Source organism: Alteromonas sp. M12 (genome assembly GCF_037478005.1).
GTDB classification, from domain to species: Bacteria; Pseudomonadota; Gammaproteobacteria; order Enterobacterales; family Alteromonadaceae; genus Aliiglaciecola; species Aliiglaciecola lipolytica_A.
Map to the genome: position 1 here is coordinate 424,204 of NZ_CP144164.1, position 18,211 is coordinate 442,414.

Below are 18,211 nucleotides of genomic sequence, written 5' to 3' on the forward strand. Positions count from 1 at the left end.
TTTAACTCCCATTAACGTGCCGACTTATTTGTGCTAAAAAGCGCTCTCCGTAGCGCTCTAATTTAGTGTTTCCTACGCCACTTATTTGTAGAAATTGGGATGCATTTTCTGGTAAAAATTCAGCCATATCTGCCAGACTAGCATCACTGAACACGACAAATGGGGGCACGTCATCTTGTTCGGCAATTGTCTTGCGTAAATGTTTTAACTTGGCGAATAAGGCTCGATCATAATATCGCTTGTCGTTTTTACTTCGTTTGGTGGTTTCTAACGCAAGGCGCGGCACAGCAAGGGTAACCATCACTTCAGATTTTAAGATTGGTCGAGCTGCCTCAGTGAGTTTCAAGTTGGCGTTTTGGGTAATATCTATTCGAATTAAACCTTGATGAATAAGTTGGCTGATCACGTTGTGCCAGTAGGCTTCTGATTGGTCTTTGCCAATCCCGTGGGTGGGAAGTTTGTCATGTTGTTGTTCAATAATACGTTTGTGGTTTTTTCCCCGCAGAACATCGATAACGTATTGAGTTGCCACGGTTTGACCTAGTCTGAATATGCAGGAAAGTACTTTTTGCGCTTGAATGGTGCCGTCAAAACGTTTGGGTGGGTCGATACAGATGTCGCAGTTACCACAATGGGCGCCACTGTACTCGGAAAAATAATTGAGGAGTACTTGGCGTCGACAGGTTTGTGCATCAGCAAAGGCTTCCATGGCCGCAAATTTTTGCAGTTCTACTTCGTGACGCTCGGTATTTTCACCCATGCTGATCCATTGACGAATGCGGGCGGCATCTTTTTCGTCATATAACAATAAGGCTTCCGCTGGCATGCCATCGCGTCCAGCTCGGCCGGTTTCTTGATAATATGATTCGACGCTTCGTGGCAAGTCAAAATGCACGACGTAGCGTACATTGGATTTGTTGATGCCCATTCCGAAGGCAACTGTGGCGACGATCACATCTACATTGTCTTGAATGAAGTCCCGTTGGATTTTATCTCTTATCTCTGGCTCTAGGCCTGCGTGATAACCGGCGCTATTAATCCCTTGTTTGGCTAATTTAAAGCTTAGTTCATCTACTTTAGCGCGACTGTTGCAATAAACAATTCCGCTGCCTTCTTGGTTTTTTACGTAGTGGATGAGCTGATCTACTGCTTTGTATTTTGAGAGTAAATTGTAGCGTATGTTGGGTCTGTCAAAACTACTTCTGAATACAAATGGATTGTGTAAATTCAATTGTTGGGAGATATCGGCTCTGGTTGCGATGTCGGCTGTTGCTGTTAGGCCCATAACGGTGGTGTTGGGAAAATGCTTTTTTAATTGGCCGAGAAGTCGGTAGTCTTGTCTGAAATCGTGTCCCCAGTGGGAAACACAATGGGCTTCATCTACTGCAATTAAACTTAAATTTAGGGTGTGTAGACGGTCGATAAATTCCAATTGCATGAGTCTTTCTGGGGCAACGTAGAGTAATTTAAATTTGCCGTCTTGTAGTTGCCGATAGATATTGACCAACTGCTCACGGGGAATTGATGAGTTAATGTAGGTTGCGGCAACACCTGATGCGGTTAATGCATCAACTTGATCTTTCATTAATGAAATAAGTGGAGATACGACAACGGTTAATCCGGGCAATAGCAAAGCGGGAACTTGGTAACATAGGGATTTTCCGCCACCAGTGGGCATTAAAACCAGCGCGTCACGTCCGTTTAGGACTTGCTCGATGATTTGTTGTTGTCCATCCCTGAAGTTGTCATAACCGAAAACATCTTTTAGCACTTTTACTGCTGGCGCTGCAAAATCTTTGCTTGCTAGGGGGTTGCTGGTGGCAGTAGACAAGTAGTTTCCTCGTACGAATCAAAAATGGTGTTGAATTGGAATTAGTAATGATGATTTTACTTAAAAAGCGCCTTGGGGTATACGCTATAAACACCAAATATTAATGGGATCTAATATGACACAAAATAACATGGATACAACTGTACGTTTGAGTTCTGAGGCGTTAGGTGAATTTGTGATGCATATGTTTAGTGAGCAAATGCCATTTAATAAGCTACTTGGACTAAAAATCGATAAATTGAGCGCTGATGAGGTTGAGGTTAGGTTGCCTTGGGATGACAAGTTAATGGGTAACCCTATTCACAAAATTTTGCATGGGGGGGTTACTGCAGCAATTTTGGATACGGTGGGTGGGGTGATGGCCATTTTGTATTCTATTAAGGATTTTGGAGATATTAGTTTGGATGAGTTTCAGGGCTCGTTTTCTAATGTTGGCACTATCGATATGCGGGTTGATTATTTGCGGCCAGGCAAGGGAAAAGAGTTTATCGCTACGGCGAAGGTGATTCGCAAGGGCAAGAAAGTCGCCGTGTGTAGAATGGAACTACATAATGAGACAGGCACTCACATCGCATTTGGGACAGCCACTTATATGGTTGGTTAGCATCGCATTTGGGACAGCCACTTATATGGTTGGTTAGCACATTACTTCGCTTTCGAGACAGTCATATATAAAACCACAAATAGGACAGTCTTTAGTGAAAATATATTGTGATTAAGCAGTAAGTGCAAATGTTCAAGGGTGTTTTTGACCTAAGAACAGCCGATACTCTATATTTATACCGTATTTATGTTGTCTTGGTCGATTTAGCCAAATTAGAAAGGACAGCAGGTAAGTGGATGCATTTGGAATAATCGGTGGTTTATGGAGCGAGGCTATTGGGCTATCCTTCTGCTGCCTTTTAGTCTGCCCCTCCCCGTGTTTAGCATAAAACGTTCCATCGACCTTGGCTCACCAGCTGCCACGCCAAAATATTTCTCAAAATTATGAAGAAGATTCATCCAAAGCTGTTCACTGCACCCGAAAGTTCGAATTATTGATGGCTGTGTAGTTTCGTTTCTACTTGCCGAATCAAACCCTTGAGCGCTAAAGCGAATAAGTTGAATGTAATCATCTAAGCGAAACGGTAATTCGGTTCGCTGATTTTGAATTGGACTATGCTCAAAAGCCATTAATGACGTTGGTTGATAGCCTTGACGAAGTGCATCTATGCGTCGCTTAATACTTGTGTGCTCGGAAGATTCGGGGTTGTAAGCTATTTTGGACCGAATTGGGTTCAAATCAACATAAGCTAAACAAGCTGCTAAAGCTTTTTCATCTAATAGTGCTTGGGATTTAAACCGCCCTTCCCAGAAATGTCCTGTACAGTCATCTTCTTGATTAGCTTTTCGAGCAATAGGCTCATTGAGTTCACGCATAAACCAGCTAATATCGTACAAGCGTTTCCGATAGATGGATATGGTGTTAGCAATGGTTTCTAGCTGAATGCTAGAACGTTCAGCAGAATTGTTTTTCATATAGAATTGCTGAACAAGATCCGTTGGCTTGTGTATTTTTTGCCAACGTTTAAAGACCTCGAAATCTGATAATTTTAAGGCTTCAATTTTATTTATATGCAAGACCACGTGAACATGGTTACTCATGACCGCGTAAGCGCACACATCAAGGCAAAATACAGAAGCAAGCAGGAGCAATCTATCTTCTACCCATTGTCTGCGGTGTTCGTAATTTTTGCCAGAATATTTGTCATAACCACACAAAAAAGCACGACGAACACACCGCGACATACAATGATAGTAGGGGGTATCTTCAAGACTGATTTGATGCTTCCTGGGCAGCGGCATATAAAACTCCGAACACTAAATATTGTGCACAAGCATAGCGCTTAGGGCGCTAAACACCAGTCCAGTTTAGGTCGAGTTTTTATGACTGTCTCAGTCGAGGTTTGATCACTTAAGTTGATTATAACTAGTGACTGTCCTTTATGGAATTCTGCTTTTTATCACATTTTTTGAATCGGAATAGTAAGAACTGATTGGGTATTAACTTTCTTTAATTTCTTCGGCTTTATTGAAAGATTTTATTTTTTGCGTTAAATCTTCGATTTGTAATTTAAACGATTCTTTCTGATTTTCATCAGCTTGTTTGAGTCGCTCATTTAACTCAACTAATTGCGTTTTTAACTGTTCTAAAAGTACTTCTTTTTGTTCTGCCTCTTCAGCTTTGTCAAAAATCACCTGATCTACAGTCGACTCACTATTCTCATTGTTAACTTGTTGTTTAGGTGGAATAATTTTGACGTCATCTGGAATTTTACGTTGGTTCATGAAACTAGGGGACATGATTTCGATATCGTTTTCGTGAAGGATATTTAAAACCTCCCGGTTCAGTCGAGTTCTCGAGCTGATTAGACTCTTAACTTCTTCCAATTTACCACTGATTTTGTAGGTTACCGAAAAGTCCCCTAGCTCAACAATATGCACAAAAGGGTCGGTTAGTTGGCAATTGGTAGCAGCTTGTAACAACATGGTTTCAATTGTTGAATTATGAATATCATATCCAAGGGATAAACTTGTAGAGATAATTGTGCCTGATGTACGAGTCACTGTGATGGGATTAGTGATCATAAACGTATTGGGCAGAGCTACTAAATCTCTAACTTCTGTCTGGATTTCTGTATCTAACAATCCACGCTCCACAACTCGCCCAAAGAAGCTTCCTACTTGAACAAAATCACCAGTGTGAAATGGTTTCGTAATTCTTAGCATTATTCCAGCTAATAAATTGGCAAAAATGGTACTAGAAGAGAACGCAAAAATCCCTGAGATGACTAAACCAATTAAACCTATGATTTGATTGCGAGAACTTTCGCTCACTGGTAATGCAAATACTGTCGCCAGTAATGCCACTAAGGTCAATCCAAGCATTATTAACTGTCGCGAAAACAGTTTTTCATTTCCAGCATCAGCTTGTTTAACTATCAATATATTGTGCGCACTCCAAAGCACCACAAATACAATTAAAAGGGTTATCAATAGCGGTATAAAAGAAAGTGTTAGTTCTAACAATGAATCTGTTGAAAACATAAATTATTCCAGTGTAAAAATAGAGTAGGTTTAAATTCGATAATCCAAATAAGGTTCAAATATAGAACGTAAATCTACCTTAGCTTTGAGTTTCATCGCTAACAAAAATAAGCCACCTAGCTTTCGGTGCAAGAAAATAGTATCTACAGGGGGCGTATGCACATAGCTTTTGTCTATACTCATTTGGGTGCCGATTACCCTTAATCGATCTAACAAATCGCTAGTTGAAAAATCGTAGCCCCCCTCTAAATAAAGTGGCTCACAGGATAAGTAACACATTTCAGTTATATCGACTTGTGTTTTTTCTGAAAGGGTAGTGGTCATTAAGCCTAATTCCAACGCATTATCAGCGACTCCATTTTTGTCGTTTCGATATCCAGCTTGCATTAACTGGAGATACGCCTGAGCCATAGACTTGTTGTATTCTCTCGTTGCGCCAAAATCTAACAATACAATCTTTTCAGCTTCGTTATCATACAAAAAATTTGCAAAATTCGGATCGGTTTGAATAAGTTGAAACTCAAATAACTCTCTGAAAAATAGTGAAAAAAGGTCGCTTACGACTTTGTTTCGCAGTGTTTGACTTGCTTCACTGAGATTTTCAATTGGTTCTCCATCTAAAAAAGTCATGGCTAACACCGTCTCGCTACTTAATTCCGGCATCCAGTGAGGAATTACAAACCTGTCGTCAGTTCCTAATAAAGAACCGTACTGTTCTAAGCGTTTACCTTCTAAAATGTAATTAGCTTCTTCGTGCAATTGCGCTTTAGCTTCAGATAAAAGTGGTCCAATATTTATTCCCTTAGGTAGAAGGCCTGATAATTTTATTAAACTCGCGACGTTATCTACATCGCTGTTGATACTCTCTTTAATTCCTGGATACTGGACCTTAATCGCTAATCGTCGCAAATTACTGTCAATTGCTTTGTGAACTTGGCCAATAGAAGCAGATGCAATGGGGTTCAACTGAAATTGGATAAATTGCGATTGCCATTCACCTCCCCAATGTGATTCCAAGACAGTCATCAATTCTGCTCGAGGCATAGATTTAGCGTCAGATCGTAATCGAGCTAATAAATCAGATAATTCTTTGGGCAACACATCACCGCCATCCATGGAAATTAACTGTCCAACTTTCATGGCCGCGCCACGCATTTGAGCAAGTTGATCTGCTACCCGTTTGACATTTGACGGTGTCAGCAGCAGATCTTTTACTTTTGGCCGGTTACCTTTAGCAAGCTCAGAAACGCCCTCTGAAATCATATTCCCTGCAATCCGGGAAGCTAAACTTCCCATTTTTGCAAATCGAGAAACTCTACCTTTCGGTATCTTTGCTTCCTCTAAAGGTGGTTTTTTTGTCATTTTATTTATTCTTTAGATTGGGATAGCGTTCTGACAGCTTCTTTTCGAACGCTAAACAGGCTGGGGTTTGTCCTGCACTTTCAATATCTGCGCAACTTAATTCTGTTATTGAGTCTATACACGCAATGGCAGAATCTTCGAAATCCATGTTTCCCTTAACCGCGTTTGTATCCATCATACTTTTACACATATTATCCACTACACCATCTATCATCACTCGCATTTCTGGAGGGATACCATCTGTTGTTCCTATCTGTTCTGTCACACAAACTTTAATATGATCACACAAACGTATAGATGCTTCTTCAATGTTCTCCGCAAAAGTTACCGAGGAAAACAAGGTTAGAATAAGTGTTACTACTGTAGTTGGGCGAAACATACTCGCTCCTTATGGTTTAACGATATGAGTTATTGGACAGCCACTTTTGTTGGCGACTGATAAAGTAATAAATGTCACAAACATGGCTGTCTAAAATGAACTTCAAACGTGCCTGTCCAAAATAAACGAACATGCCTGTCCAAGATAAACGTTAATATTAGTTGGTATTCAATGATGCCTGTCCATGTTATGAAATCAAAATAGAACAAATTGGTGAGAATGTCAGCAAACAGATTCGATATGGAAGATATTTTGTTGCAATAACTTGGTGAAACATGAGGTATAATTGTGAAAAGTGTATTGTTTAGGAGAAGTTATGAGAATTTGCGGTGTTGAACTAAAAGGTAGTGAAGCCAATTTATGTTTGTTGTCTTTGGAAAACGAAGTGTTTCATATTCCAGATTGCCGTGCGCGCAAGTTAACTTATCCTAAACAGGATTCTACAGAAGAAGTTCGGGAATTTCAGTTTACATTTAAAAAATTGATGGAAGACTACAAGATTGACGCTGTGGTTATTCGTGAACGTCCAACCAAAGGCAAATTTGCAGGCAGTGCGGCTGGTTTTAAAATGGAAGCGGCAATTCAATTAATTGAAGAATTAAAGGTCGATGTTTTGGCGCCAACGTTTATCAAAGAAATTTTAAAACGTAATCCAATTCCCGTGCTATTTTCAGAAACAGGTTTGAAAATGTTTCAGGAAGTGGCCTTTAGCACCGCTTTCGCTTACTTAATGAAAGAAAAGTACGGAATGGAACAACAACCGGTAGAATAAAATCAATCAATTTCGCGATTCAAATTGATTTCGAAAAACGTCGGTATTAAATCTACGCGGAGGATCTTAATGATTCTTTGCTTGCAGGTTTGATCTATAAAATATCCGCAAGCTTATTTAATATCGCCGAGGCTTTTAAAGCGCATTGCGGCCTAATGTTAATTGTGAAATCGTGTCATATTGTTGGTTGTCGTCATATATTCAATTCTTTGTAATCAAATCGTTGTTGACGTTTTGTTATTATTCGCTCGAAACTTCGAGTTCATTTTTCTGGTTGTTGTAAATTCATGTCTGATAAATCGTTGAAAGCAGGCGTTATTTTCGCCGTCGCTGCATATGCCATGTGGGGTTTTGCTCCACTATATTTCAAAATGCTGATGGTGATGCCTGCGGCAGAAATCCTCGTACATAGAGTGATTTGGTCTGCTCTGCTATTAGTGGTTTTAGTATTGGCCTTAAAGCAGCTACCAAAAGTTCAAGCTGCATTAAAAAATCCACGAGTAATTAAAATTTTATTGATATCGGGATTACTGTTAGCTGGGAATTGGCTGTTGTTTATTTGGGCTGTCAACAATGGTCATCTACTCGATGCTAGCCTAGGTTACTATGTTAACCCTTTGCTTAATGTCTTCTTAGGTCGCATGTTTTTAGGGGAGCGATTACGGAGAATGCAGAAAATTGCTGTGGCGATTGCACTTTTCGGCGTTTTAATCTTACTGTTTTCCTATGGGGAACTACCTTGGATTGCCTTGCTACTGGCATCTAGTTTTGGTGTTTATGGATTGCTCAGAAAGCAAGTTGCAGTAGATTCTTTGCCAGGACTGTTAATCGAAACCATGATGATGTTGCCATTTGCCATCTTCTATTGGCTGTTTTTTGCTTCCCAAATGAGTAACCTATTCAGTAATGATGCAGATCTAAACGCATTATTAATAGGGGCAGGAATTATTACAACCGCACCCTTATTATGTTTTACCGCGGCTGCTCGCCGTATACGATATTCTACATTGGGCTTTTTCCAATATATCGGCCCTAGCATTATGTTTATTTTGGCTGTGTACTTGTATGACGAGCCCTTGCATGAGGCGCGTTTAGTCACATTCGGATTTGTTTGGTTAGCTTTAGTGATTTTTAGCTTTGATTCTTATCGGGCATATCGTAAATCTTTGAAATGCATGGGGGGGTAACAATTATCCCTGCTTTTAGTCAAGGTCGCCAATCACTCGGTTGCGACCTTGGGCCTTGGCTTTATAAAGGTGTTCGTCAGCTACGGTTAACATCGACTCTATTTTTTTACTAGCGCGGCTCGTCACTCCAACGCTCAATGTGCATGAGTGGCTAATACCTTTACTCTTTATTATTTTTTTACTTACGTCTTCGCGAAAAGCATTTAGCAGTTCAACTGCATGAGCATGGTCGACATTCGCCATAAAAATACAAAACTCTTCGCCACCGAAACGTGAGAAGTGAAAAGATGAAAAGTGGCGAACAATTATCTTTGAAACTTCTTTTAGCACTACATCTCCGAAGTCATGGCCAAAAGAGTCGTTAATTAATTTGAAGTTGTCCAAGTCGATTAAAGCTAACGACATTTGTGCCTGTCCACGGTGGATGGTGTTGTTAACTTTATTAAAGAAGTGCCGGCGATTTGGGAGTCCGGTTAAATAATCTGAGTTGGCCGCTTGTCTAATGGCTTCTATCTGCTCGATATGTTCGACGTTTTGTACGATTCTGCAAAAAAATTCTTCGTGACAATAAGGCTTTCGTAAAAAATCATTCGCGCCACTCTTTATGAATTGAGCTAATAACGAAGCGCTCATGTTCGTTGACAAACCAATAATGCTTAATTGATCTTTATCGTAAAGTTTTCTGGCTTCTGAGACTAATTCCAACCCTGTCGTATCGGCCAATTGTTCTTCAACTAACATCAATTTTATAAGTGGGTGTCTTTGTAACAGGGTTAGTGCTTGTTCGGCGCTTGAGGCTTCGTAAGTGATGAAGTTATGCCGGGCTATCAATGAAGATTGCTTATTGCGATCGCGCCTAGATTTATCTACCAATAACACCCCAATCTGTTTGTTTTTTTCTAATCTGATTAATAGCCGGCTCAGATATTCGAACATTTGTGCGTTTTGCTTAGGGATATAATCAACTACAGGTTTGGCTAAAATATTCTCGCGAACATCCTCTTCAACACCACCGGTTATAACAATGGTAGGAATAAAGGCATCTATGGTGAAATTAATTGCCTGTCCATGAGGAGCGTCGGGAAGGGAATAGCCAACAACCGCGCACAAATAAAGCTCTGGTGATGTAGTTTCAAAAATGATTTTCGCTTGAGCTAACGTATTGGCTAACACTACATCTAAGTTAGCTTTGCCAATGACACGCTTGAGCACGCGCACACTTGATTCACTATCTTCTATTAACAGAACCTTAAATTTCATTGGCAATTCAGTTCGTTTTAAATTTTTTCCAATTTAGCATAGGCCAACATTAGCCACTTTGTCCCTATGTTGTCAAAATTCACTTCAACTCGGGCATGTTCACCGCTTCCTTCGTAATTTAAAACGGTTCCTTCTTGAAACTTACTATGTTTGACCCGTTGCCCTAGCTGAAAACCGGTAGACTCAAACGCCATATGCGATGTTGCTGGTTGAAAGCGGTTTTGAATCGGGCGGCTGACGGTTGTTCGCAGGCGCACTTCCTCAATACATTCACTGGGAATTTCTTTGATAAAACGTGATGGTGTATGGTATTTATCTTGACCATATAACCGTCTTGATTCGGCATAAGTCATGTATAGTTTTTGCATCGCACGGGTCATACCGACATAACAAAGTCTGCGTTCTTCCTCTAAGCGCCCGGGCTCTTCATGGCTCATCTGGCTGGGGAACATACCTTCTTCAACACCGGCTAAGAAAACTAATGGAAATTCCAAGCCTTTTGCTGAATGTATTGTCATCATTTGCACGGCGTCTTGGTGGGCATCGGCTTGTGATTCACCTGCTTCCAATGATGCGTGGGCTAGGAACGCTGATAAGGGAGTCATGTTTTCAGCCTCTTCAGGGGCTTCGAATTGCTTACAAGCGGTCACGAGTTCCTCAAGGTTTTCGATACGAGCTTGGGCTTTTTCACCTTTTTCCGCCTGATACATAGCAAATAGGCCTGAATTTTTGATGACATGATCAGCTTGCTGGTCTAATTCAAATTCTTGTACTTCAACTTGTAACTTCAATATTAACTCGACGAAGCGCTGAAGTGCGGTGGCAGCTCTTCCTGAAAAACGCTTTTCACGGAGCATGTCATTGGTGGCTTGCCACATTGATAACTCTTCATTACGGGCTGTTTCTCGAATTAATCCAAGGGTTTTATCTCCAATCCCACGAGTTGGCGTGTTCACAACTCGCTCATAAGCTGCATCATCTATTGGTTGATTAATCAGCCTTAGGTAGGCTAGGGCATCTTTGATTTCTTGGCGTTCGAAAAAGCGTAATCCGCCGTATATCCTATACGCCACCGACTCCTGTAACAGAGCTTCTTCTATAACCCGGGATTGAGCGTTGTTGCGATACAAAATGGCACAATCTGCTAACGCATCACCTTTGTCGCTCCATTCCTTAATCCGTGCCACAATGAATCGAGCTTCATCCAGTTCATTGAAGCCTGCATACATAGAAATGGCTTCGCCTTCGGCATCTTCAGTCCATAGGTCTTTGCCTAGTCGCCCTTGGTTATTATCTATCACCGCATTAGCGGCTTTGAGAATATTGCCTGTTGAGCGATAGTTCTGTTCTAGTCGAATTGTCTTGGCGCTAGGAAAGTCCCGCAAAAAGTGCTGAATATTTTCCACATTGGCGCCACGCCAGCCGTATATGGATTGATCATCGTCACCTACAATCATCATGTTGTTGTCTGCACAGCTCAAAATGCGCAACCAAGCATATTGGATGTTGTTAGTGTCTTGAAATTCATCGACCAAAATTGTGCGGAAACGTTTTTGGTAATGTCTGAGTACATCGGGGTTGTTCAGCCACAATTCATGGGCGCGCAGCAATAACTCAGCAAAATCTACCAAGCCTGAGCGATCACAGGTTTGTTGATAAGCTTGGTATATGTCTTTCATGGTTTGTTTGGTTGGATCACCCTGAGTATCTATGTGCTCAGGTCGCAGGCCTTCGTCTTTATTGCCATTGATGTACCATTGAATCGATTTAGGTTGCCAATTCTTTTCATCTAAATTAAGCGATTTAATCACCCGACGAACTAATCGATACTGGTCATCAGAGTCCAATATCTGAAAATTCTCAGGTAAGCGTGCCTCTTTGAAATGAGTTCTAAGCAGTCGATGGGCGAGTCCGTGAAAGGTACCAATCCACATAGTGTGCAATCCTGAACCCATTAAACGTTCTACTCGACCACGCATTTCTCTGGCTGCTTTATTGGTAAATGTCACGGCAAGAATGCTAAAAGGAGCAAGTTGCTCAACTTCCATTAACCAAGCGATACGATGCACAAGCACTCGAGTTTTGCCACTTCCGGCACCGGCTAAAACCAACATATCGGACGGGGGTGCTGCCACCACTTCACGTTGTTTATCGTTAAGTTGGTCTAAAAGTCGAGATACATCCATAACAAGCTTATTTAAATTTATTGATTAATAGACGAAGTATATCAGTTATACTGTGTTTTTATACATCGAAAGGGCTGGTTTTGTGACTTTTACCCAGCAATATGCAAACTGAGCTTGTATTTGAACGTTTTTGCCCGCACATCCGTTCTAATAAACTAACATAAGACAAAAGTGACTTACCCTACGTTTGGGTAGAATTCAATTGAGGAGAACTAGATGCCAATCGATAATTTCTGGAAGAGATTAAAAGCTGAAGCTGAAGAATTAGTGGAAAGCGAACCTCTCTTAGCCAGCTATGTGCATGCTTGTATTCTCGCTCACCACAACTTTGAGACGTCTTTGAGCTTTATTCTTTCCAATAAAATCCAAGATGAGGTTATGCCCGCGCTCGCTATTCGCGAAGTGCTTGATCAAGCCTATACATTGAGTCCCGAAATTGTAGAGTCAGCAATCGAAGACATTGAAGCTGTGTTAACCCGAGATCCTGCAGTAGATAAAATTCTCACTGTATTGTTGTATTTTAAAGGCTTTCAAGCGATTCAGGCTTATCGATTATCCCATTATTTATGGGCCAAAAACCGTAAGCAATTAGCCCTGTTTGTGCAAAGTCGAAACTCCGAAGTCTTCGGTGTTGATATCCACCCTGCCGCAGTGATTGGCAAAGGCGTAATGTTTGACCACGCAACTGGTATTGTTATTGGTGAAACAGCCGTTGTGGAGGATCATGTTTCAATTCTACAATCCGTCACGTTAGGCGGAACTGGTAACGAGTCCGGCGATCGTCACCCTAAAGTACGCCAGGGCGTCATGGTGGGAGCAGGGGCCAAAATTCTCGGTAATATAGAGATTGGTGCAGGTGCTAAAGTTGGTGCTGGTAGTGTGGTTCTCAAGAACGTACCTAAGCACGTTACAGTTGCAGGAGTGCCTGCGAAAATTGTCGGTGTACCTAGTTGTCCTAATCCTTGTGAAACAATGAACCAAAATATTTACGAAGATTAATGGTTGGGCAGATAAGTCGACCATAAAGCGTCTCGTTATTCCCCTGTAGGCGGGGGTTTTAGGCCGAGTTTGTCATCGCTTTTCCACGGGCTGAAGCCCGTGCTACAGACATTAGTAGCACGGTACTTATGCCGTGGATTGGTTGAATTGTTTACTGAGAGCTGAAGCCCGTGCTACAAAGGCGAAAATGTATTTGGTTATTTATCTGTAGGCGAGTGCTTTAGGCTCGTGTTATAAGAGCGAACTGTCCGTATTTAGTTTTCAATCAATAAATTTAACTCTTCCAAATCATCTAATTGAACATGAGGAAGGACTGTGGTCTTTTCTTGAGTTAAATGCATTTTCCGGTTGTAGGCGTACCAACCGCTTTGCATGCCCGCATTGATTGCGCCCATCACATCTTTTTCTAAGTTATCACCCACATGTAGAATCTCTTTGGGAGCTACTTTCAATGTTGAACTTGCCAGCGTAAACATCGCATCGTGAGGCTTCATCGGCCGTTCCAAATTGGCTTTAAAACAATGGCTAAAATACTCACTAATACCAATCTGTTGCAGGTTCACGTTACCGTTGGTGATAGCAACCAGAGGGAGTTTATTAGCCAACTTAGACAACAAGGCACATATTTCTTGGTTCACTTGAAAGTTACTGCGATGGTGATAAAAGAAATCAAAACAGTCATCCACCGCGGAGCTGAGATGGTGATCTTGATAACCCGCTTTTTGTAATCCTGTTTGTAATGTATGTTTGCGTAAAGCCCCCATATCTGAGGCCAGTTGAGGTTGACTTTGTAAATGTTCTAGTTTGAATTGTTGCCAATCTTGGTAGGAAAACTCTGATGTTTTTGGGTAGCTAGCAGACAAATAGCTAAGTAGCTTTCTTTCAGCTTCCATAATAAAGGGATAGTTGTCATACAACGTATCATCTAAATCAAAACTAATGGCTTTTATTGGGGAAAAATTCCGATAAAATTTCATTCAGGAATACCTATTCTTCAACCTTAAAATGTTTTTTATTCGTCAATACTGGAAGTCTGACTACTATTTGTTTTTTCGCGACCGAGGGTGTGCGTTGTCGTACACCTTGGATAAATGCTGAAAATCCAAGTGTGTATACACTTGGGTGGTCGACAAATTCGCATGACCTAGTAGCTCTTGTACTGCGCGTAAATCTCCGCTGGATTCTAACATATGAGTGGCATAAGAATGTCGCAACTTGTGTGGATTTACTTTTTGGTCAATATGTTGTTTGTGTGCCCATAATTGCATTCGCTTGGCAATTTGACGGTGGCTTATGCGGCGTTTGTGCATACTAACAAACAGCGCTTGTTCGTCGGCAGGGGGAGTCATTTGACTGCGTACCGCCAACCATTTATTTAACCAAGTTATGGCTGTCTTACCAACCGGTATCACACGCTCTTTACGACCTTTACCGAATACTCTAATTTGACCTTTGGTGACTATGTCTTGCAAGTTTAAGCCAGACAATTCGGCTAAACGTAATCCGCAACCGTACGTTAGCTCCATCATTGCTCGGTCACGCACCGCCAACACTGATTCAGGATCTATTTCCAGTAATTGGCCAACTTGGTCTACATTCAAGTGTTTCGGCAGTGGCCTGCCAAGTTTAGGTGTTTGTACGGCTTTCGCTGGGTTAGTTTTGAGTACACTCTGAGCGACTAGAAATTGGCAAAACGTGCGTAATGCAGACAAACGCAATGCAATTGAGCGCGGGGCTAAATTTTTGCGTCTAGTCTGACTCAAAATAGATTTAATATGATGAGTAGTTAGTTCAGACCAACTTGATATGTCTAACTGTTCACTTATCGAGTGCAGTTGTCGCTGGTAGTTTTCTATTGTTTTGGGTGAAAGGTTTCTTTCGTATTTTATGAACGAAAAAAATTTTTCCAGCCAGTGGTCTAAGGCTGGAGCGTCCATGGTTAATATCCAGCCAAGTTTGGCAGCAGTACGTTTAAGAACTGTTGCAACTGAGTTATCAGTAAAGTATCCATATCTGGATTGAAATGACTTGGGTCTTTACTGCCAATGGCTAAAATGCCTAGTTCGCCTTTTTCACCTAGCAGCATAAGAGCGACAGATTCAACGTTTCCTTCTTTGAACAGCAACTGCTTTTCATGTTGGCTTAAGCGGCCGAAGAAAAAACAGTCTTGTTTAAAACGCTTTTCGATAAATAATTTGCGTTGAATCTCTGGTAACGCATGGGCACCGCTGAACGATTTTAACGTGACTGCAGATAATCGTAGCTTTTGGCACATAACATCTTCAAGTACATCTTGGACTTCGCTAAAAAATCGGCAACTGAGTAATTGAAGGTTCAAATCTGCATAAATACGGTATATTTGTTCGTTTTGCTTTGCTATCGAAATGAGTTGATTGAGCTTGTGGGACAATTCGCGATTTTTCTTGCGTAATTGTTCTGATTGCAACTCAACCAGAGAAATACTGCCTTTTTGTTGATGAGAAATGACGAGTTTTTCCGCCAATTCTGGATACTCAACAAAAAAATCAGGATTCTCTAACAAGTAGTCTTTTACGTCTTTATCGCTAACGACGTCTGCCACTTTTTCATAATTAGTTAGCATTTCCCTATTTACCTGTTGTTGTGCTGTATCACTCATATTATGAGGGTTCCATCAAAAATATGTTCCGCAGGACCAGTCATTTTTAATACATTGTCTTTACCTTGCCAACGTATTTTTAATGTACCACCGGGTAGGTCAACTTGTACATCTTTGCTTAGTTTACCTTGAATCTGACCAATTGCCACTGCTGCACAAGCACCCGTTCCACAAGCTAAAGTTTCACCTGCTCCGCGTTCGTGTACTCGCAGTTTTATATGATTTTCGTTGATTATTTGCATGAACCCAACATTGACGTTTTCAGGAAATCTGTCATGGGTTTCAAGTAATGGGCCGATGTTTTCTACATCTGCAGTTTGCACGTCATCAACTTCAAGCACGCAATGGGGATTCCCCATTGACACCGACCCAACCATAAAGGTTTGCTCTTGTGCTCGAATCAAATAAATTTTTTCTTCTTTATTGGCTTTTAAAGGTATCTTTGCTGGCTCGAAAATCGGGCGTCCCATATTTACGGTGACTTGGCCGTCTTTTTCAAGATACAACACTATTTTGCCAGACTTAGTACTAACCACCACTTTATTACGGTTAGTTAACCCCTTTATTTTTACAAACTTTGCAAAGCATCTTGCGCCATTGCCGCACTGAGAAACCTCCGAACCATCGGCATTAAAAATACGATAGTGGAAGTCTTGTTCCGGATCATAAGGCGGTTCAACCAACAACAGTTGGTCGAAGCCTATGCCAAAGTTTCTATCAGCCAATTGCTGAATTTTATCTTTCGAAAAAAATACATTTTGCGTGACATTGTCGATAACGACGAAATCGTTGCCAAGACCATGCATCTTAGAAAATTGAATTTGCATTATTACTACTAAAAGTTTTGTTACGGTTATATTAACCTACATATGCGGCGACCAAAATAGCTATTTTGCAGTCTATTTGCGACACACACTAAAAACAACGTAAATTCAGGTAACTAATTTACATGTTATCGCTACGAAATAACGTGTTCACCCTTCCACAGGTCAGATAACACTTCTCGTTCACGTGCTAAATGTAATTGGTTTTTATCAACAATTATTTCAGCTGGACGACAACGGCTGTTGTAATTTGACGCCATCACAAAACCGTAAGCACCTGCACTGCGCACAACCAACAAGTCGTTAGGAGCAATTTCCAGCTCTCGGTCTTTACCAATGAAATCTCCGGTTTCGCAAATTGGACCAACGATGTCATAGATTGCCTTAGGCTTGCCTGTACTCAGTTCCGCAGGAATGATGTTTTGCCAAGCTGAATAAAGTGCTGGACGAATTAAATCATTCATTGCGGCATCTACTATGGCGAAGTTTTTCTCTTCCCCTTGTTTAATAAATTCTACTTTGGTGATGAGAATACCTGCGTTTGCCATAATCGCACGTCCAGGTTCAAATATTAGCTTAAGCTCTGGGCGCTGCTGCATGCGCGTCATAAGTGCTTCAACGTACTGATCGGGATGGGGCGGCGTTTCATCTTTATACGCCACGCCTAAACCACCGCCGACATCGAGGTGACTGATGGTGATACCCAGTTCGGCCAGCTCATCAATCAGTAATAACAATCTGTCTAGTGCATCTACGAATGGCACTATATCGGTGAGTTGTGAGCCAATATGACAGTCCATGCCTTTAATTTCTAAATGCTCATAGCTAGCGGCAAGCTTATAAATGGCAACCGCGTTTTCTCGTGGTATACCAAATTTGTTGGCTTTGAGCCCTGTTGAAATATAGGGGTGCGTTTTAGCATCCACATCGGGATTTACGCGAATAGAAATTGGCGCGACTACATTGAGTTTAGATGCAACTTTATTGATCCGCTCTAATTCAGGAGCAGACTCAACGTTAAAACATAAAATGTTTTTAGACAGAGCAAATTCAATTTCTTGTTCGGTTTTACCGACTCCAGAAAATACCACTTTAGTTGGATCACCACCGGCTTCAATTACGCGAGATAATTCACCGCTTGAGACGATATCAAAACCAGAGCCTAGCTTCGCCATGACCGAAAGCACACCTAAATTGGAATTTGCTTTCACCGCGTAACAAATCAGGTGAGCATGCTTACCTGCAGCTTTGTCAAAAGCATGCCAGTGACGCTCTATTGTTGCTCTGGAATAAACATAACAAGGTGTCCCAAACTGCTCTGCAATCTGTTGAACCGGCACATCTTCGGCGTGAAGGGTAGAGTCTTGATACTGAAAATAATCCAACTACGACTGCTCCTCTGAGTCATCTAAATTTTGCTCTGCGGTGGGTGAGTTTTGCTCAGTGGGATGAATTAGTTCACCCTTAAGCCCACAACCTGAAATGATAAAAATGAACGCCAATAAGGAAAGCATACGAATCGCAAAACACAGATTTTTGAACACTGATATCACCTAACAATTACGAAAGGCTATATCATCTCATCAAAAGCAAAAAAAACAAGCATTGCCACTGCCTGATTTGGGATAAGACATGCAATAAATTAATAATTGCCTCTAAATCAAGGTCACTTACGTCGCTGTCACA

Annotated in this window: 17 protein-coding genes; 4 read left to right on the forward strand and 13 right to left on the reverse strand. The window is 41.2% G+C overall.

All coding sequences use genetic code 11. The features are described from left to right. Window position 1: 1 nt before the first annotated feature. Entirely contained in the window at window positions 2-1,831 is a 1,830-nt protein-coding gene (gene recQ, locus VUI23_RS01740; RefSeq protein ID WP_303501462.1) for a DNA helicase RecQ, read from the reverse strand. Window positions 1,832-1,946: 115 nt separating this feature from the next. On the opposite strand from recQ, the gene VUI23_RS01745 reads away from it, so the two are divergent. Next, entirely contained in the window at window positions 1,947-2,435 is a 489-nt protein-coding gene (locus VUI23_RS01745) for a thioesterase family protein (protein ID WP_216050526.1), read from the forward strand. Between the two features lie 272 nt (window positions 2,436-2,707). On the opposite strand, the gene VUI23_RS01750 is transcribed toward VUI23_RS01745, so the two are convergent. The 4 genes from VUI23_RS01750 to VUI23_RS01765 all read right to left on the reverse strand — a co-directional run bounded on the left by VUI23_RS01750 (window position 2,708) and on the right by VUI23_RS01765 (window position 6,659). After that, window positions 2,708-3,676 carry a transposase gene (locus tag VUI23_RS01750; protein WP_342806543.1) on the reverse strand — a complete coding sequence of 323 codons (969 nt, stop codon included), beginning with the start codon at window positions 3,674-3,676 and terminating at the stop codon, window positions 2,708-2,710. 198 nt (window positions 3,677-3,874) lie between these two features. Beyond that, complete coding sequence (locus VUI23_RS01755) at window positions 3,875-4,918, reverse strand: mechanosensitive ion channel domain-containing protein (RefSeq protein WP_342806545.1); 1,044 nt, start codon at window positions 4,916-4,918, stop codon at window positions 3,875-3,877. A 30-nt stretch (window positions 4,919-4,948) separates the two neighbouring features. Further along, window positions 4,949-6,280: an AarF/ABC1/UbiB kinase family protein gene (locus VUI23_RS01760; RefSeq protein WP_342806547.1), complete on the reverse strand. Its 1,332-nt coding sequence runs from the start codon at window positions 6,278-6,280 to the stop codon at window positions 4,949-4,951. Window position 6,281: 1 nt separating this feature from the next. After that, window positions 6,282-6,659, reverse strand: a complete 378-nt coding sequence (locus VUI23_RS01765) for a hypothetical protein (protein ID WP_216050522.1) — start codon at window positions 6,657-6,659, stop codon at window positions 6,282-6,284. 316 nt (window positions 6,660-6,975) lie between these two features. Between VUI23_RS01765 and VUI23_RS01770 the strand changes: the two genes are divergently transcribed. Both VUI23_RS01770 and rarD read left to right on the forward strand, forming a co-directional pair. Further along, on the forward strand, window positions 6,976-7,431 hold the full coding sequence (locus VUI23_RS01770; protein ID WP_342806549.1) for a DUF3010 family protein: 456 nt from the start codon (window positions 6,976-6,978) through the stop codon (window positions 7,429-7,431). 287 nt (window positions 7,432-7,718) lie between these two features. Continuing rightward, window positions 7,719-8,618 carry an EamA family transporter RarD gene (gene rarD / locus VUI23_RS01775; protein ID WP_342806551.1) on the forward strand — a complete coding sequence of 300 codons (900 nt, stop codon included), beginning with the start codon at window positions 7,719-7,721 and terminating at the stop codon, window positions 8,616-8,618. A 15-nt stretch (window positions 8,619-8,633) separates the two neighbouring features. Here the strand turns inward: rarD and VUI23_RS01780 are convergent, their stop codons facing one another. Continuing rightward, the gene (locus VUI23_RS01780; protein ID WP_342806553.1) at window positions 8,634-9,878 is read right to left on the reverse strand and encodes a diguanylate cyclase; all 1,245 of its coding nucleotides are present in this window, start codon (window positions 9,876-9,878) and stop codon (window positions 8,634-8,636) included. Between the two features lie 17 nt (window positions 9,879-9,895). Next, a complete protein-coding gene (gene uvrD / locus VUI23_RS01785; RefSeq protein WP_342806555.1) occupies window positions 9,896-12,064 on the reverse strand; it encodes a DNA helicase II in 2,169 nt (722 codons plus the stop codon). Window positions 12,065-12,280: 216 nt separating this feature from the next. On the opposite strand from uvrD, the gene cysE reads away from it, so the two are divergent. Continuing rightward, a complete protein-coding gene (gene cysE, locus VUI23_RS01790) occupies window positions 12,281-13,063 on the forward strand; it encodes a serine O-acetyltransferase (RefSeq protein ID WP_216050517.1) in 783 nt (260 codons plus the stop codon). Between the two features lie 254 nt (window positions 13,064-13,317). Here the strand turns inward: cysE and VUI23_RS01795 are convergent, their stop codons facing one another. From VUI23_RS01795 to VUI23_RS01820, 6 genes are all read right to left on the reverse strand, one after another. Continuing rightward, a complete protein-coding gene (locus VUI23_RS01795) occupies window positions 13,318-14,040 on the reverse strand; it encodes an HAD-IA family hydrolase (protein WP_342806557.1) in 723 nt (240 codons plus the stop codon). A gap of 63 nt (window positions 14,041-14,103) precedes the next feature. Next, complete coding sequence (gene xerC / locus VUI23_RS01800) at window positions 14,104-15,000, reverse strand: tyrosine recombinase XerC (protein ID WP_342806559.1); 897 nt, start codon at window positions 14,998-15,000, stop codon at window positions 14,104-14,106. Window positions 15,001-15,002: 2 nt separating this feature from the next. Beyond that, window positions 15,003-15,701 (reverse strand): DUF484 family protein, encoded by a 699-nt coding sequence (locus tag VUI23_RS01805; RefSeq protein ID WP_216050514.1) that lies wholly within the window; start codon window positions 15,699-15,701, stop codon window positions 15,003-15,005. Continuing rightward, complete coding sequence (gene dapF / locus VUI23_RS01810; protein ID WP_216050513.1) at window positions 15,698-16,528, reverse strand: diaminopimelate epimerase; 831 nt, start codon at window positions 16,526-16,528, stop codon at window positions 15,698-15,700. The genes VUI23_RS01805 and dapF overlap by 4 nt, the downstream gene beginning before the upstream one ends. A 131-nt stretch (window positions 16,529-16,659) precedes the next feature. Further along, window positions 16,660-17,910: a diaminopimelate decarboxylase gene (lysA, locus tag VUI23_RS01815; RefSeq protein WP_216050512.1), complete on the reverse strand. Its 1,251-nt coding sequence runs from the start codon at window positions 17,908-17,910 to the stop codon at window positions 16,660-16,662. Continuing rightward, window positions 17,911-18,069: a hypothetical protein gene (locus VUI23_RS01820; RefSeq protein WP_216050511.1), complete on the reverse strand. Its 159-nt coding sequence runs from the start codon at window positions 18,067-18,069 to the stop codon at window positions 17,911-17,913. Between the last annotated feature and the right edge of the window lie 142 nt (window positions 18,070-18,211).